24 protein-coding genes are annotated in these 22,072 nt (G+C 61.7%); 17 read left to right on the top strand and 7 right to left on the bottom strand.

The window, feature by feature from the left end; genetic code table 11:
- The first annotated feature begins 22 nt into the window (after positions 1 to 22).
- The 4 genes from ftsE (at position 23) to WNY37_RS02320 (ending at position 3,064) form a co-directional block, all read left to right on the top strand.
- On the top strand, positions 23 to 736 hold the full coding sequence (gene ftsE / locus WNY37_RS02305) for a cell division ATP-binding protein FtsE (RefSeq protein WP_342971840.1): 714 nt from the start codon (positions 23 to 25) through the stop codon (positions 734 to 736).
- Positions 736 to 1,605 (top strand): FtsX-like permease family protein, encoded by an 870-nt coding sequence (locus WNY37_RS02310; RefSeq protein ID WP_342971841.1) that lies wholly within the window; start codon positions 736 to 738, stop codon positions 1,603 to 1,605. Before ftsE ends, WNY37_RS02310 begins: the two co-directional genes overlap by 1 nt.
- Positions 1,602 to 2,351 carry a lysophospholipid acyltransferase family protein gene (locus tag WNY37_RS02315; protein WP_342971842.1) on the top strand — a complete coding sequence of 250 codons (750 nt, stop codon included), beginning with the start codon at positions 1,602 to 1,604 and terminating at the stop codon, positions 2,349 to 2,351. The genes WNY37_RS02310 and WNY37_RS02315 overlap by 4 nt, the downstream gene beginning before the upstream one ends.
- Positions 2,352 to 2,419: 68 nt before the next feature.
- Positions 2,420 to 3,064, top strand: coding sequence for a DNA-3-methyladenine glycosylase 2 family protein (locus WNY37_RS02320; RefSeq protein WP_342971843.1), 645 nt, complete (start codon positions 2,420 to 2,422; stop codon positions 3,062 to 3,064).
- Here WNY37_RS02320 and WNY37_RS02325 read toward each other — a convergent pair.
- Positions 3,061 to 4,020: a KpsF/GutQ family sugar-phosphate isomerase gene (locus WNY37_RS02325; RefSeq protein ID WP_342971844.1), complete on the bottom strand. Its 960-nt coding sequence runs from the start codon at positions 4,018 to 4,020 to the stop codon at positions 3,061 to 3,063. The genes WNY37_RS02320 and WNY37_RS02325 overlap by 4 nt on opposite strands.
- Positions 4,021 to 4,024: 4 nt before the next feature.
- A complete protein-coding gene (locus WNY37_RS02330) occupies positions 4,025 to 4,633 on the bottom strand; it encodes a hypothetical protein (protein WP_342971845.1) in 609 nt (202 codons plus the stop codon).
- Positions 4,634 to 4,747: 114 nt separating this feature from the next.
- Here WNY37_RS02330 and WNY37_RS02335 point away from each other — a divergent pair, with 114 nt between their 5' ends.
- From WNY37_RS02335 to WNY37_RS02360, 6 genes are all read left to right on the top strand, one after another.
- Positions 4,748 to 5,884, top strand: coding sequence for an AGE family epimerase/isomerase (locus tag WNY37_RS02335; protein WP_342971846.1), 1,137 nt, complete (start codon positions 4,748 to 4,750; stop codon positions 5,882 to 5,884).
- A 98-nt stretch (positions 5,885 to 5,982) separates the two neighbouring features.
- Positions 5,983 to 7,332, top strand: coding sequence for a hypothetical protein (locus tag WNY37_RS02340; protein ID WP_342971847.1), 1,350 nt, complete (start codon positions 5,983 to 5,985; stop codon positions 7,330 to 7,332).
- Entirely contained in the window at positions 7,310 to 8,662 is a 1,353-nt protein-coding gene (locus WNY37_RS02345) for an aromatic amino acid lyase (protein ID WP_342971848.1), read from the top strand. Before WNY37_RS02340 ends, WNY37_RS02345 begins: the two co-directional genes overlap by 23 nt.
- A 124-nt stretch (positions 8,663 to 8,786) precedes the next feature.
- Complete coding sequence (gpmA, locus tag WNY37_RS02350; RefSeq protein WP_342971849.1) at positions 8,787 to 9,500, top strand: 2,3-diphosphoglycerate-dependent phosphoglycerate mutase; 714 nt, start codon at positions 8,787 to 8,789, stop codon at positions 9,498 to 9,500.
- Positions 9,501 to 9,506: 6 nt separating this feature from the next.
- The gene (purU, locus tag WNY37_RS02355; protein WP_342971850.1) at positions 9,507 to 10,361 is read left to right on the top strand and encodes a formyltetrahydrofolate deformylase; all 855 of its coding nucleotides are present in this window, start codon (positions 9,507 to 9,509) and stop codon (positions 10,359 to 10,361) included.
- Complete coding sequence (locus WNY37_RS02360; protein ID WP_342971851.1) at positions 10,358 to 10,801, top strand: bifunctional diaminohydroxyphosphoribosylaminopyrimidine deaminase/5-amino-6-(5-phosphoribosylamino)uracil reductase RibD; 444 nt, start codon at positions 10,358 to 10,360, stop codon at positions 10,799 to 10,801. Before purU ends, WNY37_RS02360 begins: the two co-directional genes overlap by 4 nt.
- Here WNY37_RS02360 and WNY37_RS02365 read toward each other — a convergent pair.
- The 3 genes from WNY37_RS02365 to WNY37_RS02375 are packed head-to-tail and all read right to left on the bottom strand — an operon-like array spanning position 10,771 to position 12,145.
- Positions 10,771 to 11,568, bottom strand: a complete 798-nt coding sequence (locus WNY37_RS02365) for a glycosyltransferase family 2 protein (protein ID WP_342971852.1) — start codon at positions 11,566 to 11,568, stop codon at positions 10,771 to 10,773. The two genes, WNY37_RS02360 and WNY37_RS02365, sit on opposite strands and share 31 nt — an antisense overlap.
- Positions 11,565 to 11,870, bottom strand: a complete 306-nt coding sequence (gene zapA / locus WNY37_RS02370; RefSeq protein WP_342971853.1) for a cell division protein ZapA — start codon at positions 11,868 to 11,870, stop codon at positions 11,565 to 11,567. The genes WNY37_RS02365 and zapA overlap by 4 nt, the downstream gene beginning before the upstream one ends.
- Positions 11,870 to 12,145, bottom strand: a complete 276-nt coding sequence (locus tag WNY37_RS02375; RefSeq protein ID WP_342971854.1) for a DUF4164 family protein — start codon at positions 12,143 to 12,145, stop codon at positions 11,870 to 11,872. The genes zapA and WNY37_RS02375 overlap by 1 nt, the downstream gene beginning before the upstream one ends.
- 96 nt (positions 12,146 to 12,241) lie before the next feature.
- Here WNY37_RS02375 and tkt point away from each other — a divergent pair, with 96 nt between their 5' ends.
- On the top strand, positions 12,242 to 14,209 hold the full coding sequence (gene tkt / locus WNY37_RS02380) for a transketolase (RefSeq protein WP_342971855.1): 1,968 nt from the start codon (positions 12,242 to 12,244) through the stop codon (positions 14,207 to 14,209).
- Here tkt and WNY37_RS02385 read toward each other — a convergent pair.
- A complete protein-coding gene (locus WNY37_RS02385) occupies positions 14,206 to 15,336 on the bottom strand; it encodes a citrate synthase (protein ID WP_342971856.1) in 1,131 nt (376 codons plus the stop codon). The genes tkt and WNY37_RS02385 overlap by 4 nt on opposite strands.
- A gap of 77 nt (positions 15,337 to 15,413) precedes the next feature.
- On the opposite strand from WNY37_RS02385, the gene WNY37_RS02390 reads away from it, so the two are divergent.
- The 3 genes from WNY37_RS02390 (at position 15,414) to purT (ending at position 18,207) form a co-directional block, all read left to right on the top strand.
- Positions 15,414 to 16,481: a citrate synthase/methylcitrate synthase gene (locus WNY37_RS02390; RefSeq protein ID WP_342971857.1), complete on the top strand. Its 1,068-nt coding sequence runs from the start codon at positions 15,414 to 15,416 to the stop codon at positions 16,479 to 16,481.
- A 73-nt stretch (positions 16,482 to 16,554) separates the two neighbouring features.
- Positions 16,555 to 17,019 (top strand): ABA4-like family protein, encoded by a 465-nt coding sequence (locus tag WNY37_RS02395; RefSeq protein ID WP_342971858.1) that lies wholly within the window; start codon positions 16,555 to 16,557, stop codon positions 17,017 to 17,019.
- Positions 17,020 to 17,022: 3 nt separating this feature from the next.
- Positions 17,023 to 18,207, top strand: coding sequence for a formate-dependent phosphoribosylglycinamide formyltransferase (purT, locus tag WNY37_RS02400; protein WP_342971859.1), 1,185 nt, complete (start codon positions 17,023 to 17,025; stop codon positions 18,205 to 18,207).
- A 3-nt stretch (positions 18,208 to 18,210) separates the two neighbouring features.
- Here the strand turns inward: purT and WNY37_RS02405 are convergent, their stop codons facing one another.
- Positions 18,211 to 18,969, bottom strand: coding sequence for an autoinducer binding domain-containing protein (locus WNY37_RS02405; RefSeq protein ID WP_342971860.1), 759 nt, complete (start codon positions 18,967 to 18,969; stop codon positions 18,211 to 18,213).
- Between the two features lie 204 nt (positions 18,970 to 19,173).
- Between WNY37_RS02405 and gap the strand changes: the two genes are divergently transcribed.
- From gap to WNY37_RS02420, 3 genes are read left to right on the top strand one after another with little or no spacing between them, the layout of a single operon-like run.
- Positions 19,174 to 20,181, top strand: a complete 1,008-nt coding sequence (gene gap / locus WNY37_RS02410; protein ID WP_342971861.1) for a type I glyceraldehyde-3-phosphate dehydrogenase — start codon at positions 19,174 to 19,176, stop codon at positions 20,179 to 20,181.
- A gap of 30 nt (positions 20,182 to 20,211) precedes the next feature.
- Positions 20,212 to 20,847: a class I SAM-dependent methyltransferase gene (locus tag WNY37_RS02415; protein ID WP_342971862.1), complete on the top strand. Its 636-nt coding sequence runs from the start codon at positions 20,212 to 20,214 to the stop codon at positions 20,845 to 20,847.
- Positions 20,848 to 20,851: 4 nt separating this feature from the next.
- Positions 20,852 to 22,051 (top strand): phosphoglycerate kinase, encoded by a 1,200-nt coding sequence (locus WNY37_RS02420; protein WP_342971863.1) that lies wholly within the window; start codon positions 20,852 to 20,854, stop codon positions 22,049 to 22,051.
- Positions 22,052 to 22,072: the final 21 nt, after the last annotated feature.

Below are 22,072 nucleotides of genomic sequence, written 5' to 3' on the forward strand. Positions count from 1 at the left end.
TTACAGGATTGAAAGGTCGTTAATGAACCGTTTCAGGCCAGACTTCTCCGACGAACCGGCCGTCGAACTGAATGGCGTGTGCCTGCGTTATGACACAGCTGACGATGTCCTGTCAGATATCAATATCAGGCTGAAGCCTGGAAGCTTCACTTTTCTGACGGGCGCTTCGGGGGCGGGCAAGTCATCTTTGCTGAAATTGCTTTACCTTGCGCTCGCGCCAACCACCGGCGAAGTCCGCCTGTTCGGCCAGCGCACAGGGACGTTGAAGCGCAAGCAGCTGTCGGCGATCCGTCGCCGGATCGGCGTAGTGTTCCAGGATTTCAGGCTGCTTGAGCATCTGACCGCATTCGAGAATGTTGCCTTGCCGCTTCGCGTGAGCGGGCAAAAAGACACCGCCTATCGCACGGAAGTCGTCGACCTTCTGCGCTGGGTTGGACTTGGCGAAAGGCTGCATGCGCGTCCGCCACAGCTGTCTGGCGGTGAGCAGCAGCGCGTGGCGATTGCCCGCGCCCTGATCAACAAGCCGGACATTCTGATCGCCGACGAGCCAACCGGGAATGTCGATCCGGACATGGCGCGGCGCATTTTCCGTCTCTTCATAGAGCTCAACCGACGCCTCGACACGACCATCATCATCGCGACACACGATATGCATATCATTCGTGAATTCGAATCACCTGTGCTGCGGCTTCAGCATGGCATTCTGGTTGAAGACGTGGAATTTCAGCAGGCTTGATGACCAAGGCGACACCCCTCCTGCCGGAAAGCGATGCCCGGGAAGCGGCCCTGTTCTTTGTGGTCGCCGCGCTTTGCTTTCTGGCCGTCCTGGCGGCGCTGACGGCGCGCGGCACCTATACTGCCGCCAAGGCATGGTCGGCGCAGGTTGAAGGCCAGATGACCGTTCGACTCATGGATACTGACCGGCGCGGCGCTGAAGAGGCCGCCGCGATCGTGCGCGGCGTTCCGGGCGTGCGGTCGGCTGCTGTGCTGAGCCAGGAAGAGCTGGAAGACCTGCTTGCGCCAAGCTTTGGTCCGGGCGGCATTCCGGAGGGTGTGCCGCTGCCGCTGCTGATCGCGGTGGAGACGGTTGCGGACGCGCCAGCTGAAGCATCTGCGGTCAATGCGGCGCTGAAGGCGGGCGGGTTCAACGCCGTCGCCGAAGCCCATTCGACCTATGCGGCGGAGGCGCGCCGGGCGCTTGGGACGCTGAGGATTGCCGCGATTGGCGTCGTCGTGCTGCTTGCGGCGACGGCGATTGCCGTGATTGCATTTGCGACCCACGCCGCATTGCTGGCGCGCAAGGATATTGTCGACGTGCTGCATCTGGCGGGCGCTGAAGACAGCTTTATCGCGCAGCTCTTCTCGCGCCGCTTCTGGACGCTGGGGCTGAAAGCGGGCGCGGCAGGGTCGGTGGCGGCCCTCGCGGTGACGGCGATGATCGTGTTTTCGGCCCGCAGCGCCGGGTCGCAAAGCCAGCTCCTGCCACAGCTCTCTCTCGATTTCTGGGATCTTGTTATCCTTGCCGTCACGCCGGTCGCGGCAGGTCTCGCGGCCCGCTGGGCGGCGCGCGGAACGGTCACTCACGCTCTACAGGCGACGCTGTGAATACGTTGCGATCAATCATCTTCGTGATCTGGCTGTATGGCGGGATGGCCGTGGTTGGCATCGGGGCGCTGCCAACACTGCTCCTGCCGCGGCGCTTCGCCGTCGGGGCGGTCAAGTTTTACGCGCATTATCTGCGCGTTGGCCTGCGCCTGATCTGCGGTGTGCGGGTCGAGCTTCGCGGCCGTGAACACATTCCTGAGGGGCCGCTGCTGATCGCCGGAAAGCACCAGGCGATGCTGGATGTCTTCATCCCTTTCATCCTGTTTCGTGACCCGTCCCTGATCATGAAGCGTGAATTGCTGTGGTATCCCGCGCTTGGCTGGTATGCGCTCAAGGCAAAAATGATCCCCATCGACCGGAGCGGGTCGACCAAGACGCTGAAGAAGATGCTGGTGGATGCCAAGGCGCGGGCCGCCGAGGGACGGCAGGTCCTGATCTATCCGGAAGGCACGCGCCAGCCGGCCGGGGCCGCGCCTGATTACAAGGCTGCCGGCGTGACGGCGCTCTATAATGCGCTCAACCTGCCGGTGCTGCCGCTGGCGACGAATTCGGGCCTCTGCTGGAAGCCGCGTGGCATCACACGGCGGCCTGGCCTTGTCGTTTATGAGGCATTGCCGCCGCTGCCGGCCGGCATGAACCGCAAACAGATGCTGCCACAGCTCCAGGAGGCGCTGGAGACGGCGTCGGACCGCTTGCTGGAAGAAGGGCTCGCCGTTCAAGGACGGACCCGCGAAGATCTCGCCTAGGCGCCAGATTCGGGTGGAGCGAGCCGCGGTCTCAGACTATCAAGGACTGAGCTGATCTGGACCCTGCCGTGACCCGACCGACCACCGAAGCACTGACAGAGGCCTGCGAGCACCTCGCCACCTGCGATCCGGTTTTTGCGCGCGCCCATGAAAGCGTCGGCGTTCCGGACTGGCGCTATGGCGCGCCGGACTATGCGGTCATCGCGCGAATGATCGCCTTCCAGCAGATCACCACAAAGGCCGCAGCGACCATTTGGGGCCGTGTCGAAGCCGCGCTGGGTGAGGTGTGCACGGCGGGCATTCTGGGCGCGAGCGAGGAGACTTTGCGCGGCTGTGGCCTGTCGCGGCCGAAGATCAGGCATTTGCGCTCAATTGCCGAGGCGGTGGAGAGCGGTGCGCTCGATCTGGACCGCGTGCACAGCGCCGAGATGGACGCCGCCCGCAAGGAGCTGATCGCCGTCAAAGGTATCGGGCCGTGGACCGCTGATCTTTTCCTGCTCTATTGCGGCCGCCTCGATGCCTGGCCGTCCGGCGATGTCGGGCTGATGGAATCCTACCGATTGCTGAGCGAGGCCGATACGCGCCACGAGAGCAAGGCGTTCGACGCGCTGGCGAATGAATGGCGGCCCTATCGGGGCGTCGCGGCGCACTTGCTGTGGAACTGGATCAATGCCGAGCGGGCAAAAACCTATGCCGCCGATGGCGGCGGCTAAGCGACGCCAGCTTTCAGGAAATCATGCATGTGAACGACGCCGACGGGCGTGGTTTCTTCAGTGATGATCAGCTGGGTGATCCGTTTTTCGTTCATCAGGGCCAGCGCCGCAGACGCCAGCATTGACGCGGAAATTGTCGTTGGATTGCGGGTCATGCCCTCGTCGATGACCATGGCCATGCGGCCCTTGGCGACGAGGCGGCGGATATCGCCATCGGTAACCATGCCGATGAGGTCACCGCCTGGCTCGACAATGGCGAGGCAGCCAAGACCCTTCTGCGCCATGACATCAAGCGCTTCGGACATCATGGTGCCGGTCTGCACGATTGGCAGTTCATCGCCGACATGCATCAGGTCACCGGCGGTGCGCAACATGGCGCCGAGTTTGCCGCCGGGGTGGTAGAGCTTGAAGTCGCTGCCGGTGAAGCCGCGTTGCTCAAGGACGGCCACGGCAAGCGCATCGCCGAGGGCCATCATCAGGGTCGTGGACGTGGTTGGCGCGCGGGTCTCGTCGCAGGCCTCAGGCGCGTCCGGAATGGTGAGGCAGATGTCAGAGGCCTTGCCGAGCGCGCTGTCAGCGACGGCTGTCATCGCGATCAGCGAGATTGAAAAGCGGCGGGTATAGGTCAGCAGGTCGTCGAGTTCTTTTGTTTCGCCGGACCGGGACAGGGCGATGACGACATCGCCCTTGGCGATCATGCCGAGGTCGCCATGGCTGGCTTCGGTCGGGTGCACATAGAGGGATGGCGTGCCCGTGGAAGACAGTGTCGCAGCAATCTTGCGGGCGACATGGCCGGACTTGCCGACGCCCGCCAGGATAACCCGGCCCTGACAGGCGACGATGGTCTCGACCGCCTTCACAAAGGTCTCGTCCAGCGCTTCGAAAAGCATTTCCAGCGCGTCTATTTCCGTACGGATGACGCGCTGCCCCGACGCGAGAATGGTTTCGTGACTCATGGCTTTACTCTTTTGCGGCGATTGGCGGTCCGATGGGCTCCAATGTCACCCAGCGGACCAGCATGGCACGTTGTTTTTCAGGTACGACAGGCGCGATGGCGAGATAGTCATAGCCAGGCTCACTGCCTGCATTGCGCGGTGGGATGTTGAAGTCGAAGCTGACTTCCCTGAACTCCCGCGTCAGGATGAATTCCTGCCAGCCGGAGGCCTGCGAATTACCGAGCGCATAATCAAGCTGGATGCCCTCGGCGCCGTAACGGTCTGCCGCGCGCGCCGAGACGGTGACACGCAGCTTGCGACCGGCAAAAACAGTCTCAAGGTCTGTGGCCAGGACGAAATGCGGGCTGCGCAGGGGATCGCCGTTCAGGGCTTCGCTATCGGCCTCGATGTACAGGACGGACTGACCGTCAACTTCCTGCAATTCGATGGTCGTATGTTCGGCGCCAGCCACCATTCGGTTCAGCTGCTTGCCGCTGATTTCAATGCGGGTGTAGTCAGTGTTGCCGCCGCTGACAGGGCCAGATGGCAGGCGGTTCATGCCCGGAAAGAGGGCAAGACCCACCAGCACAGCCGCGACCAGAATCGCGACAAGAAAGAAAATCCTGTCAGACATGTCGGCCTTTGGTGAAAATATGCCCGGGCGCGGTAGTGGAAATCATTATGGCGGCTTGATAGCAATGCCTGCACAAAGAGGCGAGCCTTAAACCCATCGGAGATTCAGCACGGTATGACTTCTTCTGCGCTTAAGCGGCGTGCGCGCGAAGCACGAAGCTGGATGCTGGACGCGTGTTTCCCCCTCTGGGCCGAGCACGGGCTGGCAGGACACGGGCTTTATCATGAAGCGCTGGACCTTTCGCATCGTCCGGTGAACGCTGATGAAGCCCGCGTGCGCGTGCAGGCGCGGCAGACCTATGTCTTCAGCGAGGCGCTTCGGCTCGGCTGGGAGCGTGAGCGGGCTGAAAGGCTGATCAAGCTCGGCGTCAATACGCTGAAAGGGCCGGCTCGCCGGGAGGACGGCCTGATCGGACGGGTGCTGGCGAGCGACGGGTCAGGGCTGAAGGATACAACCGCCGATCTCTACGACACGGCCTTTGCGATCTATGCCCTCGCCAACGCAGCCGAGGTGGGCGAGGACCATGCTCTGGGTGTTGCCAAAGACGTTCTGGCGGCGGTGGACCGCGGTCTCGCTGATCCTGAATATGGCGGCTATGCCGAAACTCTGCCGAAGGGCGAGTACAGGCTTCAGAACCCGCATATGCATTTGCTGGAGGCCTGTCACGCCATGCACAAGGCTGACCCGCATGGCGGACACCTCGCGCGGGCGAACGGGATTATTCAGCTGTTCACGACGCGGATGCTGGACGCCGACACCGTCACGCTTGGCGAATATTTTGCCCCGGACTGGTCGCCGGTGAGCGGCAAGCATTTCGAGGAGATCGAGCCCGGCCACCAGTTCGAGTGGGTGTGGCTGCTGCAACGCCATGCCGCGCTGACCGGGGACGAGCTGCACCCGGCGATCCTGAAGCTCTACACATTTGCGCTTGGAACGCTGGATGAAGACGGCCGGGCCTTCACGACGTGCCGCCGCGACGGGACGATTGTCGATGGCGCCCGCCGGACCTGGATGCAGACAGAGGCGCTGAAGGCGCATCTGGCCATGCTGGAGCTTGGCACCGAGGATCCGTGCGACGCCCAAGCGGTGAAGAGTTTCGACATCCTGATGGACGAATACCTCACGCCCGAGGGCGGATGGATCGACAAATTCGACGCTGAGGGCCAGGTCGTCACCGAAGTGATGCCTGCCTCAACCGGCTATCATGTCGTGCTGGCCTTTGCCGAACTGATCCGGGTGACGGGGGTGTAGGCCGGGGCGGACAAGTCAGGGATCGGGCATTTCGGCTGCAGCTCTGGATTGCGGCGCTTCTGTCCCCTACAGATTACAGCAGACGAGGGGATATCTTCATGAAATTTGGCCTGTCCGTGCCATTTCGAACGCTGCTGAATGCGGAATCGGAACAGCTGAGCATCCACCGTGTCGAGGCCGCGCGGCAGCTTGAGAAAGCCTTCCAGCCTGTGTCCGAAAGCAGCGATGTTGTCGAAGTCGAGGTTCTGGAGCCTTCGGTGGACGATACGAAACGGGGCTTGAAGACCCTGTCTGACGATTCGGTGCCCTGGTTCTGCCGGTCGCTGGCCAAGGTGACCTTGTCGTCTGCTTATTTCGATAAGGCGAAGCATGCCTTGTCCGAAATATATGATGGGCCTGAATGGAAGGCGGCAATCGCCGGTCTTGAGCTGACCGGCTTTGTCGAGTGTTTTGACAATACGCTGGCCGTGGGCAGCTTCGAGGGGCAGATCGACCTGTCGGAGATCCCTCAGTCGGTTTCGGCCACGGCGTTCGAGCGTTTCCTCTCCGACCTTGCAGAACGGGCAGTCGAGCCGTTCAATAATGATATTCTTGCCGGGCCGCTGGAGGCGCTGTCCAAGGGCCACATCGGCGCGAAACACAGCTTCACGCGGCCCAAACAGGCCTATGAGATCTTTTCCGATCTCAATGAGCACGCCTATCCGGGCTGGAACGATTCGATCCCGGCCTTCTTCTGGGCTCACAGGGTTTATGTGCTGGATGATGCCATCAGACAGTCGCCGGAGGCCGCACAGCTTCTCAGATTGGACGACATCAATGCGTTTGGCACCCGCGTGAAGGATGATTGCACCTTGCACGTTGGGTCGAGTGTGGTTGGCGAGGCGGGCATGGTTGCCGAGTTCCTGCGGTCCTGCGCCATTTCGCAATACTTCTATTGCCTGTTCGACATCCTGAATTCCAATCAGAACCGGCTGTACCGGGAAATTGCGTCCAAGCCGTCTATGAAACTGATGAAGCGATCGATCCGGAAGTATAACCGGATGGAGAATTTCATCGACTATACCGGCAATGAGCTATCGAATGCCGAGATATCCTTTCAGGGCACGCGCCGGGTCCTGTTTGACGGGCTGAACCGGGTGTTCGGGACGCGGCAGCTCATTGAGGCCGTGTGCAAGCGCGATGAGCTGGTGCAGTCACGGCTGCAGCGTCGGTCATTCCTTCTGCAGCGGGCCGATCGGCGAACGCTGCAACTCGTCATTTTTCTTCTGGGGGCCGCTCAATTACTGTCGCTTGTTGTCGATCTTTTTGATTTTTCAGGCGAGTCGCGGACGTTCCAGGTCCCCGGCGCTTACGATCTCTTCAGGTGGATGGACTTCAATATCACCATGCATGTGGCCATCGTCCTTGTGCTAGCAGGAGCCTTCTATGCCACAATCAAACGAGAGTGATGTCCTGCGGGAAATGGTTGCGGCTTGCCGCGCGCGCACCTTGCCGGCGCGTCTTGAGGCTGGCCGGGCCCGTGTGGAATCCGACTATGCGGCCTTGCTGCAGCTGCGCGAAACGGACCCCAATGCCCGGATCTATGGTCTGACGACGCTGCCTGGTCATCGGGACGATGAGCAGCCGGACGCCGATTTCGAGGAGCGCTACCAGCATGCGCTTGTCGAGAGCCACTGCGTGCCCACGCGTGAGCAGTTTCCCGACGAGGTCGGCGCCTTTGTCACCTATGCCAAAGCCTATTCGGTTGCCGCGGGGGGCAGTCTGATCTCGCCGCAATTGAACCGCCTGATCCTGTCGGCAGCCAGCGATCCCGGCTTCGTTCCGGCCATTCCGAGACATGCCAGCTATTCCTCCGGTGATGTTATTCCCGCCGCGCACTGGACGCGCCAGCTCCTGCGCCGCGATCCCGGCTATGCGCTCAAGCCGGGCGAGGGCATGGCGATCATCAATGGCGCTTTCGTGCATATTGGAACCTCCGTCTGGGCCATCGAAAAGGCCGAGCAGGTGTGGCTGAAATTTCTCGCCAATACGCGTGATTTTGTGAGCCGTGTGCCGGGCGCGGCGGGGGCGCGGACCGAGAGGGGCGCAGGCCGGACAGCGCTGTCGGCGCGGGCTGCCGATTTTGCATTCGAGGATGCGCGGGCACAGCAGGGCGATCAGCGCCAGCCGCCGGTCTCCGTTCGCGCGATCGAGCAGACGATCGACGCTTTCGCCGGTTCGCTTGGCCATTTCGCCGACGAGCTGGACGCTCATCTGATGCGGCCGAGTGGAAACCCGCTGATCAGCCAGACTGCAGCAGGCGATTATGAGGTGCGTCCGAGTGGCTCATTTGTCCTGCCGAGCCTGACGATTTCAGCCGACGCCGTGATCAACACCCTGCTCATGACGGCCTGGCATGTGACGCGCAGGATTACCTATTTTCTCAGCGGAGAGGTTGAGGCCGTCGCGCAGGATGGCGCCACGGCGGACAATCCGCTGGGCCTGATCCAGTGGCCAAAAATGGCGGTCGCGAAACTCGAAACCATGCGCCTGAAATTTGCTGGCCGCGCCTTCCTTTCTGGTGGCTCGACATCGCAGGGGATTGAGGATTTCTGGAGCCATGGGGTTACCGTGGCCGACCAGCTTGCCGAAGCGTCGGCCATGCTGAGCGAAATTCTGGTTCTTGAGCATGCGGTGATGAACCATCACCAGACGCCGCAGACAGCCGACATCAACGTCGCCGCCGACGCGCTGGAGAGGCGCATCAGGGAGATGCCTGCGGCGATCCGGCGACTGTGAACGTTTAATCAAAGAAGCCCAAAAGCGCACATTTCTTGCGTGCGCGCTTTGTGTCGCGCTTGGATTTGGCATGGTCATGCTCTAAAGGCGGAACTTGTGGAAGAATAGTGACGGGACATCCAGTATGCCGACCCTTGCCTTGATCAGACACGGCCAGAGCCAGTGGAACCTCGAAAACCGGTTCACCGGATGGTGGGATGCCGACCTCACAGCCAATGGCGAGGCTGAGGCAAAGCGCGCCGGAGAACTGCTCAAGGCTGAAGGCTTCGAGCCGCGCCAGGCCTTCTCGTCTGTGCAGACCCGTGCCATTCGCACGCTGTGGCTGACGCTGACGGAAATGCAGCGCGTATGGTTGCCGGTGGAGAAGCACTGGCGCCTCAATGAGCGCCACTATGGCGGGCTGACAGGGCTCGACAAGAATCAGACCGCTGAAAAGCATGGTGATGAGCAGGTCCATATCTGGCGCCGCTCCTATGATGTACCGCCGCCGCCAATGGAAGCGGGGAGCGAGTTCGATCTCTCAAAAGACTCACGCTATGAAGGCATCGAGGTGCCAGCGACCGAAAGTCTGAAACTGACCCTGGAGCGCGTTCTGCCGTTCTGGGAGAGCGATATCGCGCCGGTCCTGTCTGCTGGCACCGATGTGGTAATCGCGGCGCATGGTAACTCGCTGCGGGCTCTGGTGAAGCATTTGTTCGCCGTTCCGGACGAAACGATTACAGGCGTTGAGATTCCGACTGGAAATCCATTGCTCATTGAGCTCGACGGATCACTGAAGCCGACGGGGGCGCGGTATCTTGACGAAGCGCGCGCGCGCGACCTGCCAGCGCTGCCTTAAGCCTTAATGCCGAACACACGCTACATCCTGCGCGCTGCGGCGCCTGACGCCATCGGTATTCTGGCCGACGTGGCCGGCTATATTGCACGCGCCGGACTGAATGTGGCGGAAAGCCAGGATTTTGGCGATCCGGACTCCCGGCGTTTCTTCATCTGGGTGGAGTTTGAATCGTCCGAAGCGTTTGACCGGGTGAGCTTTGAAGCCGGTTTTCGCGCGCTGGCGGAAAAGCGCGACATGGCCTGGTCGCTGCGGCGCAAGAATGACGTGCCGCGGGCGCTCATCATGGTGTCGAAGGGTGATCATTGCCTGAATGACCTGCTTTACCGCCATCGGCGCGGCCAACTCGGCGCAGATGTCAGCGCGGTGGTGTCGAACCATGACGACGCCCGCTGGCTGGCCGAGCGCCACGATTTGCCATTTCACCATGTGCCGGTCACAGCCGCTACCAAGCCAGCCGCCGAAGCGCGTTTGCTGGAACTGATCGACGAGACCGAGAGCGATTTCGTGGTGCTTGCGCGGTATATGCAGGTCTTGTCCGATGGTCTCTGCCGTGAGCTATCCGGGCGCTGCATCAATATCCACCATTCCTTCCTGCCAAGCTTCAAAGGGGCCAAGCCCTATCACCAGGCGCACCGGCGAGGCGTAAAGCTGATCGGCGCGTCGGCCCATTATGTGACGGCCGATCTCGATGAAGGCCCGATTATCGCGCAGGACGTGACCCCCGTGGACCATCGCCTGACGCCGGAGCGGATGGCGCAGATTGGCCGCGATATCGAAGCCCGGGTGCTCTCTCGCGCGGTGACAGCGCATGCAGAGGGCCGCGTTTTCCTCAACGGTGTCAGAACAGTGGTATTTGAATGAAGCTTGATCACGAAACCTATATGCGCCGCGCCATTGCGCTCGCCAGGGTCCAGCACGGCCGGACCGGCAAGAATCCGGCTGTCGGCTGCGTGATCGTCGGGCCAGATGGAAAGATTCTCAGTGAGGGGGCGACCGGTGATGAAGGACGGCCCCACGCTGAGCAGCTGGCGCTGAGTGGCATGAAGGGCAAACCTGCAATCGGGGCGGTCGCCTATGTGACGCTGGAGCCGTGCCGGGAACGCTCAACGGGCGAGGATGCTTGCTCCAGACGGCTGATCGATGCCGGTGTCGCCAAAGTGTTCGTGTCTGTGATGGACCTGCATCCGCAGGGCACGGGCGGTAAAGGCGCGCTGGAAGACGCCGGTGTGCCGGTAGAGACAGGCCTGCTCGAGAGCGAGGCTGCAGCGCTTTACGAGGATTTCTTCGCGTCGCTGGACTGAGAGTCGGCGCGCGGATCATTCCACTCTTCGGCAATGCCGGGCTTGCCGCGGCGAACCAGCCAGAACATGCCGATCAGGTCGGCGATGCCTGCGCCGAGGCGTCCGAGAAAGCCATACTTTGATGATCCGTGCCAACGGCGCCGGTCATTCACCAATTCCTCGCGAACCTCCCATCCGGCCCGCTTCATGAGCGCCGGGAAGAAGCGGTGCATGCTGGCGAAATAGGGAAGCTCCCGAAACGCATCCGTGCGCATCAGCTTCCAGCCGCAACCTGTATCGGTGGCGTCGTCCCGCAGCATGAAACGGCGAATGCCATTGGCCACGCGCGATTGCAGCCACTTGAAGCCGGAATCATTGCGGCTGTTACGCTTACCAGCGATGAGGCCAAGCTTTCCGGTATTGCCGGGCGCGATGATTTCGGCCCAGAGGCGTTTGGTGTCGGCGATATCGTTCTGGCCGTCGCCATCAATCAGCTGCGTCCAGCGGCCGGAAACGGCGCGCAGACCGGTCATCAGGGCGGCGGACTTGCCGGCACGGCGTACATGGGTGCGAATGATGACGCGGTCTGGATGCTTGGCCTGGGCTTCGAGGAGTTCAGCGCCGGTCGCATCGGCCGAGCAGTCATTCACGCAGACGATTTCATAGTCGAGATGGGCAAGCGCGCCGTGGACCTCGTCGAGAAGCGGGATGACGTTTCCTTCTTCGTTGAAGAAAGGAATAAGCACAGAGATGTCGCGCTGTTTGCCAGCATGTGCCTCTGCGGTCACTGGCCCGCCTCAATGCGCCTGGCGAGCGCGTCGATGCGTTCAGCCGCGTCCGAAAGGGCTGAAGCGGCTTTCTGCTGGCTGAGGTCGGCAGGTGCGGAACGGCGCGCGGCATCGAGTTCGTCAAGCAAGGCGAGGGCTGCAACGAGCAGCAGGCGCGCCTCGCCGATATCGCCAACGGCATCGGCAATCTGGCGCACGCGTTTGTCGAGGCTTCTGGACAGCTCGACCAGACGGGCTTCCTGACCTGGCGCACAAGCGACGGCGTATTCCCGTCCGCGAATGGTGATATCTGCCTTGGCCATTAGCTGGAGCCTTCACGGTTGAGGGCGGCGCGCACTTCATTGATGGCCGAGCCAAGCGCTTCTGAGGCTTCGTCGGCCAGCGCCTGCAGCTGGCGCTCGCGGGCCAGCGAGGCGTCCAGCTCATCGGCCAGACGGGCGCGGTCGGCAATCATGGCGGCAAGCTCGCGTTTGACAACGCCGGGGTCGCCGGCCCGTTCAAACAGCGTATCAAGCGCTCCCTCAAGACGGGAAAGGGCCTGATCAAGACTCTCCGCAGCTGAATTCAGTTTATCCATATGCTTTCCGATAGCAGGATGCAGGCCAATTGGCCAAGCGGCTTGACATCAAAGGCAGTAGACGTCCAAAGCAGCGCAAAAACCAGAGGGGTACTTATGGCTGTCGAGCACAAAGATATGGCAAATGCGATCCGTGCCCTGTCAATGGACGCTGTCGAGCAGGCAAAGTCGGGTCATGTCGGCCTCCCCCTTGGCATGGCGGATGTCGCGACCATCCTCTGGACGCATTATCTGAAACATGATCCGCGTGACCCAAATTGGGCCGACCGTGACCGCTTCGTCCTGTCGGCGGGCCATGGTTCGATGCTGATCTATTCGCTGCTGCATCTGACAGGCTATGACAGCGTGAGCCGCGACGATATCCGCAATTTCCGCCAGCTCGGCGGCAGCACACCGGGTCACCCGGAAAATTTTGTCACCAAGGGTGTCGAGACGACGACCGGTCCGCTGGGCCAGGGGATCGCGACGGCAGTCGGCATGGCCATGGCGGAGCGTCACCTCAATGCGCGCTTCGGCGATGAGCTGGTTGACCACAAGACCTGGGTGGTGGCTGGCGATGGCTGTCTCATGGAAGGCGTCAGCCAGGAAGCGATTACGCTCGCCGGGCACCTCAAGCTGAACAAGCTGATTGTCCTGTTTGACGATAATTCCGTCACGATTGATGGCTCAACGGACCTGTCTGACGATACCGACCAGTGCAAGCGCTTTGAGGCGGCTGGCTGGGCGACCAAGCGTATCGATGGCCACAACACCGAAGAAATCTACGAAGCGCTGGAATGGGCGCAGAATCAGGACAAGCCAGCCATGGTCGCCTGCAAGACGATCATTGGCTATGGCGCGCCAAAGCTGGCCGGCACTGGCAAGGCGCATGGCGGCCCTTATGGCGCGGAGGAAGTCGCCGGCATCCGCGAGAACATCGGATGGTCGCACGAACCCTTCGACGTGCCCGAAGACATCGAACAGGCCTGGAAGCGCGAAGGCGCGCACGCCGCGCATCTGCATGATGAGTGGAAGACGCGCTATTCCAAGGCGTCTGCAAAAGCCGATTTCGACAAGGCGCTGGCCGGTGAGCTGGGCGACATCGAAGCCGTCGTCAGGGCGCACAAGAAAGCCGTCGTCGAGGGCGGCGAAGACAAGGCGACGCGTCAATGGTCGGGCGCGGTGCTCGAAGAGCTGACGAAGTCCATCCCTGAAATGGTGGGTGGTTCGGCAGACCTGTCCGGTTCGAACAACACCAAGACCAAGGTGACAGAGCCGATGACGCCTGCAAACTGGGGCGGGCGCTACGTTCACTACGGTATTCGCGAGCACGGCATGGCCGCGGCGATGAACGGCATGGCCCTGCACAAGGGCATCATTCCTTATTCCGGTACTTTCCTTGTCTTTGCAGACTATTCGCGCGCGGCGATCCGGCTTGGCGCACTGATGGGTGAGCGCGTGATCCACGTCATGACGCACGATTCCATCGGTCTTGGCGAAGACGGACCGACCCACCAGCCGGTCGAGCATGTCGCTTCGCTCCGCGCGATGCCGAACATGCAGGTCTTCCGCCCGGCAGACGGTGTCGAAACGGCCGAATGCTGGGAGCTGGCGCTGAAGCAGACAAACGGCCCGTCGACCATCGCCCTGACCCGCCAGAAAGTCGCGAGCGTGCGCAAGACGCATACCGACGAAAACCTCTCGGCCAAGGGCGGCTATGTGCTGTCACCGGCCAAGGCCGACGAAAAGATCGTGATCATTGCGACCGGTTCTGAAGTCGAAATCGCCATGGCGGCGCAGGCCGATCTGGAAGCCAAGGGCATTGGAGCACGCGTTGTCTCCATGCCGTGCGTCGAGCTGTTCGAAACCCAGCCTGCGAGCTATCAGCGCGAGACGCTTGGCGGCGACCTGCCAAAGATCGCGGTCGAAGCCGGTGTGCGCTTTGGCTGGGACCGCTGGATCGGCTTTGATGGCGGCTTTGTCGGCATGGACAGCTTCGGTGCGAGCGCGCCTTATCAGGACCTCTACAAGAAGTTCGGCATCACGTCTGAGGCGGTTGTGGCGCTTGCCGAGAAACTCGCCTAGTCGCCCACATACTTGGCTCTTGGGCGGATCAGCTTGCCTGAGGTGAGCTGCTCTATGGCATGAGCGACCCAGCCGACCATCCGCCCGCTCGCAAATAGCATGAAGGGTGCGTCTTCGGGCAGGCCAAGCTCAACGGTGAGCGCGGCCAGCGCCATGTCGATATTGGCCGGTTTGCCGATCGCATCCTCGGCGCCCGCTATGGCGTTTTCCACCGGGCGCGAGGGCGATAGCCAGGTGATGAGGGCGGCGGCCCGCGGGTCGCCATCGGGATAAAGCGGGTGGCCAACGGCGGGAACGCGTTCGCCGCGTGCGGCCAACGCTGCGAGGGCGGTATTCGGGCGGGTTTCGACGGCGTGGCGCAGATAGGCGAGCGCACGTGCGGTCGCTTCACCATGCAGCGGTCCGGTCAGGGTTGCGCAGCCTGCAAGCGCGCACGCGGCCAGCGATGCCCCTGTCGAGGCCGCGATGCGAGCGGCAAAGGTCGAGGCATTCAGCTCATGGTCGGCAAGAAGAACGAGTGTGCGGCGAATGAGGTCTTCCGCGTCGGCGCCGACGCCCCAGAAGCGGGCAAGCCTTGTATGAAATGGAATATTGGCAGCGTGGCGGGTTATGGCGTGCGAGGCGCTGTCGAGAAGCCGCGCCCCGTCGAGGACCAAAGTCTCATGTCCGCGCCCGAAGCCGGGAAGGGCGGTGGCCGCTTGCGCCGCAAGACTGGACAGCAGCCGTGACTTTGCGGCGGCGCCCGGTACGGCCGTCAGGACAGGGGAAATGTCTGGATATTCCTCGGTCTGCCACAGAATGGCGGCGGCCTCTTCCAGCGTCGCTGTCTCAGCGAGCGTGATGGCGCACTGGCCCCGGTAGACGAGCGTTCCATCGCGGACCGTGGTGATCGCGGTTTCCATGACCGGGTCGCCCCAGGCAATTGCGGCCTTTGCAATTTCGGTCCGGTTTCGGCCTGTGCGTCGCCTTTCGACAAAGGAATCGATATCTGAAGTTGAATAAAGGCTGATGCGGGAATCATGTTCGTCCGGGCGCGACCGGATCGCCCCTCGGCTCACATAAGCGTACAGTGTCTGCGATTTAACGCCGAGCCGCTCCATGGCAAGATCGCGAGGGATCCATTTCATATATTGATTCTATTGATCAAGATTGACGCTGATGGGTTGATACCAGATATCTCTCCTGAAAAACAGGAGAAATCGCAATGGACTCAGGACTTGAAAACATTGTCGCCGCCGAAACCGTGCTCTCGGATGTTGATGGACAAGCGGGCCGGCTGGTCATCCGAGGCTGGCCGGTGGAAAAACTGTCGGCGTCGCTCGGCTATGAAGAGACACTTGGACTTCTATGGAACGGTTTTTTTGACGATCTAGGAAATTCGAGCGCCATTCAGCGCCAGCTTGGCGAGGCGCGGCGGGCCGCCTTCAGCCATGTCGGTACATTCGGGCCAGCTGTCAGCGTCGTCTCCTATCTGCGTACCGGGTGGGGCCTGCTGAAGGATGACGAGACATTGGCGAGCGCCATCGCGCTGCCCGCGGCCGCAGCGGTGTTTACGGCAGCCGCCATTCGCGAATTGCAGGGCCTGGCACCGATCGCGCCGGATGCGTCTCTCGGCCAGGCGGAAGACTTCCTGCGGATGATCCGGGGTGAGCGGGCATCAGATGACGAAGTGAAGGCCTTCTCGGCCTATCTTGTGACCGTCTCGGATCATGGTCTGAACGCCTCGACCTTTGCAGCGCGCGTTGTGGCCTCAACGCGGGCGGGGCTGGTTTCAGCGGCGCTCGCCGGATTGTCTGCCCTTAAAGGCCCTCTGCATGGCGGCGCGCCCGGGCCTGTGCTGGATATGCTCGACGACATCGGGACGCCGCAGAAGGCTGAAAGCTGGATCGATGGCGCGCTGGCCCGCAAGGAACGGCTGATGGGCTTTGGTCACCGGGTTTACCGGGTGCGTGACCCGCGCGCCGATGCGCTGAAGGCGGCAGTTGCGAAGCTGCCGGGCACGACCGGCCGCATCGAATTTGCCGAACATATTGAGCGGGCGGTGCTGGAGAAGCTTTCCCGGAAATATCCGGACCGGTCTCTGGAAACCAATGTCGAGTTCTACACGGCCATCCTGCTCGAAGCGCTGGATATTCCGCGCGAGGCGTTCACGGCGATCTTTGCAATGGGGCGAATCCTCGGCTGGGTGGCGCATGCCAGCGAACAGATCGATGAGGGCCGGCTGGTTCGACCGAAATCAGTCTATACCGGGCCGGTTCCGGAGATGGTTTAAACGATAGCGGTTGCAGTCATCGCCCGGCTCTACCTATAAGCCTCCCGAGGCTAATGGGGAGATCTGGCGGGCGATGATTTACGACATCCTGTTCATGCTGATCAATGCGCTGGTGGTGCCGGCGTGGTTGTTGCTGGTGCTGGCACCAAGATGGCGGACGACACAGCTCGTCGTGCATTCGGGGATTTATCCGCTTGCTTACGGCGCGCTTTATACGATTTGCCTGATCGCCTCGATCTTCTTCGGGCAGCGGGCCGAAGGTGTCGGCATGGACTCTATAGGGGCTGTTTCGGCGCTGTTCGATCATCCGAATGGCGTGATTGTCGGCTGGAGCCACTATCTCGTTTTTGACCTCTTCGTCGGCGCCTGGATTGGCCGGGACGCGCTGCGCCGCAACCTGCCGCATATGGCGGTCGCGCCCTGCATGATTGCGAGCTTCCTGTTCGGGCCGGTGGGCCTGCTCGCCTATATGCTGGTGCGGCTTGTGAAGGGCGAAGGCATCAGCCTGTTCGAAACGCCAGCGGAAGAGGCGCGCTAGATCATGGTTGCGATTGGGACACCGCTTTCGCCATCGGCGACGCGCATCATGTTTCTGGGCGCTGGCGAGCTTGGCAAGGAAGTCGTGATCGAACTGATGCGGCTCGGCGCGGAAGTGATCGCCGTGGACCGGTATGAGCATGCGCCGGGTATGCAGGTCGCCCATCGCAGCCATGTCATCGACATGACGGATGCGGCCGCCCTTCGCGCGCTGGTCGAGCAGGAGAAGCCGGACCTGATCGTGCCGGAAATCGAAGCAATTGCGACAGACGAACTGGCGGGGATCGAGAAGGCCGGGCTCGCGACGGTCATCCCGACAGCGCGCGCGACGCAGCTCACCATGAACCGGGAAGGCATTCGGCGGTTGGCCGCGGAAGAGCTGGGTCTGCCGACCAGCCCGTATGCGTTTGCATCGACGGGGCATGAGCTTGCGGAGGCGGCGGAAAAGATAGGCTATCCGGTGTTCGTGAAGCCGGTCATGTCGTCTTCCGGCAAGGGACAGTCGCACGTTAAAACCGAGGCGCATATTGATCATGCCTGGATCTATGCGCTGGAAGCAGGCCGCAAGCGCGAGACGCGCGTGATCGTGGAGGGCGCGGTTGATTTCGATTTCGAGATCACGCTGCTGACCGTGCGGGCCGCAAACGGGACGGTGTTCTGTGAGCCGGTCGGGCATCGCCAGGAATGCGGTGACTATGTCGAGAGCTGGCAGCCCCAGCCGATGAGCGAGGCGGCGCTGACGGCGGCCAGGGACATGGCCCGCAAAGTGACCGATGCGCTGGGCGGATATGGCCTGTTCGGGGTCGAGATGTTCGTCAAGGGCGACATGGTCTGGTTCTCCGAGGTCAGTCCGCGCCCGCATGATACAGGTCTCGTCACGTTGGCGACGCAAAACCAGAGCGAATTCGCGCTGCATGCGCGGGCCATACTGGGTCTGCCGGTTGATGCGGATCTTCGCAATCCCGGCGCGAGCGCTGTCATCTATGGCGGCGTTGATGCGGACGGGGTTGTGTTTGAGGGCCTGGAAGAGGCGCTTTCGGTGCCCGGCTCTGACATTCGCCTGTTTGGCAAGCCTGTGAGCTATAAGAAGCGCCGCATGGGTGTGGCGGTTGCGCGCGGTGAGACGGTGGAAGAGGCGCGCGAGCGGGCGCGTCAGGCGGCCTCCCGCGTGCGGGTTCGCAAGGCCTGACGCCTAGTCGTCGAAGGTGGTAGGCTGGCTTTTCAGAAGCTCAGGCGACACTTCAACATCAACCGAAGAGAAAAGCCCCTGCGCGACCGCTTGCGCGACGGCTTCGCCCCTGTCGGAGACGCCGAGCTTCACGTAGAGCCGCTTCACATATGTATCGACGGTGTCTTTGGAGAGATTGAGATTGGCAGCGATGGTCGCCTTGCTGCGGCCATGTGCGATCGCATGCAGCACCTCCAGCTCGCGCGGGGAGAGCTCTGGCGGGCTTTGCAGCTGCGAGTCTGAAAGGGCGCAATACCGCAGAAACGAGATCTGTGTGGCAATTTGCAGGCTCGCCGTGTCTGGATTCTCGCCCGCTTCTTTCGAGTTCGGGCGGCTGATGCAGGCAATGCCGATCCGGGCAGCCGGTCCGAATGCGGCCACAGCCACACCTTGCTCCATGCCCCATTCCGGCAGCCGATCCATATATTCGGTCTCCCGTCCGCTCAGTTTGGAACGGTCGAGCCGGTGCCAGACAATTGGTTGCGGGGTGCGCACGGCCAGTTCGGGAAGCGGATCCACGGCGTAGTATTGACTGCGGTACAGGGCCTCCCACTCGCGCGTGAAGCCGTGATTGGCCAGACGGCCATCCGGGACGCGGACCTTGCTGACAGGTGTCAGATAGAAGGCGCCGTCAAAACCCAGGTCGCGAAAGATGTCACTGGTCTGGTTCCTGAGCGTCGGAACGTCAGGCGAGGAGAGGAGTGCGACCAGCTTGTCTTTCATCGCCGCAATATACAGCGCCGCAAACGAAACGTCGATATTCCCGTTAGAATTGTTCTACGTGCAACGAAACCCACAGATTGTGCGACAGAGTGCGACAGAACATGCGGATTCCCGGGTCAGCGCTGGACCAAATTGGCCAAGGCGTCTAGACCCGGCCCGAAACCTGCATCTTCGCGGGCGCTAATGCCATTTGGAGGAAAAGATATGGCTGTTCGTGTCGCCATTAATGGATTTGGCCGGATCGGCCGGAATGTTCTTCGGTCTATCCTGGAGAATGGACGCACTGATATTGAAGTGGTTGCCATCAACGATCTGGGCCCGGTCGAGACCAATGCACACCTTCTGAAATACGATTCGGTTCACGGCACGCTGCCGATGGATGTCTCTGTCGAGGGTGACACGATCAAGGTCGGTGGCCAGTCTTTCAAGGTGACCGCGATCCGCGACCCGAAAGAGCTTCCGCACGGCGAGAACAATGTCGACATCGCGATGGAATGTACCGGCATCTTCGCCGACAAGGAAAAAGCGTCGATGCACCTTACCGCGGGTGCAAAGCGCGTTCTCGTTTCGGCTCCGGCGTCCGGCGCTGACAAGACCATCGTTTATGGTGTGAACCATGATGTGCTGACGGCGGACGATCTGGTCGTCTCCAACGCGTCGTGCACCACGAACTGCCTGTCGCCTGTCGCCAAGGTGCTGAACGATACGATCGGTATCGAAAAAGGCATGATGACGACGATCCACTCCTATACCGGCGACCAGCCGACGCTGGATACGATGCACAAGGATCTCTATCGCGGCCGGGCTGCGGCCACCTCGATGATCCCGACATCGACCGGCGCTGCCAAGGCTGTCGGCCTGGTCCTGCCGGAACTGAATGGCAAGCTCGACGGCTTCGCCATCCGCGTGCCGACCCCGAACGTGTCGGTCGTTGACCTGAAATTCATCGCCAAGCGCGCCACGACGGTCGAAGAGATCAATGATGCGATCCGCAAGGCCGCTGATGGCCCGCTGAAAGGCGTACTCGGCTATACGGACGTCAAGAACGTCTCCATCGATTTCAACCACAACCCGCACTCCTCGGTGTTCCACACCGATCAGACCAAGGTCATGGACGGCACGCTGTGCTCGGTCCTGTCCTGGTATGACAATGAGTGGGGCTTCTCGACGCGGATGAGCGATACGGCCGTCGCAATGTCCAAGTTTATCTAGGGCGAGGTTTCGAACGGGAGACGCTCGCTCATGAAGCCGCCCATTCCAAAAGAATTCTGGGATGACCGGTTTTCCGGAGACGAATTTGCCTATGGAGATCGCGCCAGCCGTCTTTTGATGGGCTGGTGCGATGTCGTCTCCTCCGAGGCGAAGACAGCGCTCGTGCCCGCCTGTGGAGAGGGGCGCGATGCCGTCTATCTCGCATCGCTCGGTCTAGACGTGACAGCGGTAGACATGTCCGAGCTCGGGCTGGCCAAGACCGAAGCGCTCGCGAAGGCGCGCGGCGTGATGGTCAAAACGGTCCAGGCGAACCTCTTCGAATGGGATTGGCCGGACGCCGGATTCGACGTTGTGGCCTCCATGTTCGCGCATATGCCGCCAGATGCGAGGCCAAAGCTTCACGCACTGTACAAGAAGACGCTGAAGCCCGGCGGACTGATTTTCATTGAAGGCTTCTCGCCTGAGCAGATCGCCTATCAGAAACGATACAATTCCGGTGGCCCGCAGGAGGTGGACATGCTCTACGCGGCGGGGATGATCCAGGGCGATTTCGACGATCTGGAAACACTGGCCTTCTGGACCGGTGTCGAGACGCTGAATGAAGGCAAATATCACACGGGGCCTGCGGCGCTGCTGCGCGCCGTGTTCCGCAAGGATGGAGACTAAACATATGGCAGATTTCAAACGGCTCGACGATGCAGACGGGCTCGCCGAAAAGACGGCCCTGGTTCGCGTCGATTTCAATGTGCCGATGAATGATGCGGGCGAGGTGACGGATGATACGCGCCTTCGCGCGGCGCTGGACACGGTGCAGGCCTTGTCCGGCAAGGGTGCCAAGGTTGCGCTGCTCGCCCACTTCGGGCGGCCAAAGGGTGAAGTGAAGCCCGAAATGAGCCTGAAGCCTGTCGCTGAGGCCTTTGCGAGCGTACTGGGCGCGCCAGTGGCGTTTGCGTCCGATTGCGTCGGCGAAGTGGCCGAAAATGCCATCCACTCCGTCCAGGGCGGCGGCGTTGTCCTTTTGGAGAATACGCGCTTCAAGCCGGGCGAAGAGAAGAATGATCCGGATCTCGCCGACGAGATGGCAAAGCTCGGCGACCTTTATGTGAATGATGCGTTTTCAGCCGCGCATCGCGCACACGTCTCCACTGAGGGCCTGGCCCGCCGCCTGCCGGCCTATGCAGGCAAGTCCATGGAGCGGGAGCTCGATGCGCTGAATGCGGCGCTTGGGTCGCCTGAGCGACCGGTGCTGGCTGTGGTCGGCGGAGCGAAGGTTTCGTCGAAGATCGACCTTCTGAAAAACCTCGTCTCAAAAGTGGACATGCTGGCGATTGGCGGGGGCATGGCGAACACCTTCCTGGCCGCGCGCGGCGTGAATGTCGGCAAGTCGCTGTGTGAGCATGACCTCGCCGATACGTGCCGGCAGATCGAAGCCAATGCCAAAGACGCGGGCTGCGAAATCCTGCTGCCGGTGGACGTGGTCGTGGCGAAGGAATTTGCGGCCAATGCCGAGAACCGGACTTGTGCGGCCGGCGATGTCGCAGAGGACGAAATGATCCTCGATGCTGGCCCAGCGACAGTCGAGGCGCTGGAAGCGGCCATGGACCGGGCGAAGACGCTGGTCTGGAACGGCCCGCTCGGCGCGTTCGAGCTCAATCCGTTCGATGTCGCGACGGTTTCGGCTGCGCGCAGCGCGGCGTCACGCGCGAAAGCTGGTCATCTGATCGCTGTTGCCGGTGGGGGTGACACGGTTGCAGCGCTCAATCATGCAGGGGCGGCGGAAGACTTCACGTTCGTGTCGACGGCCGGTGGCGCTTTTCTTGAATGGATGGAAGGTAAAGCTCTTCCAGGCGTGGAAGCACTGAAGCATTAGGGGACAATAATGCGGACAAGC

The organism is Henriciella sp. AS95 (assembly GCF_038900055.1).
Classification (GTDB): Bacteria; Pseudomonadota; Alphaproteobacteria; order Caulobacterales; family Hyphomonadaceae; genus Henriciella.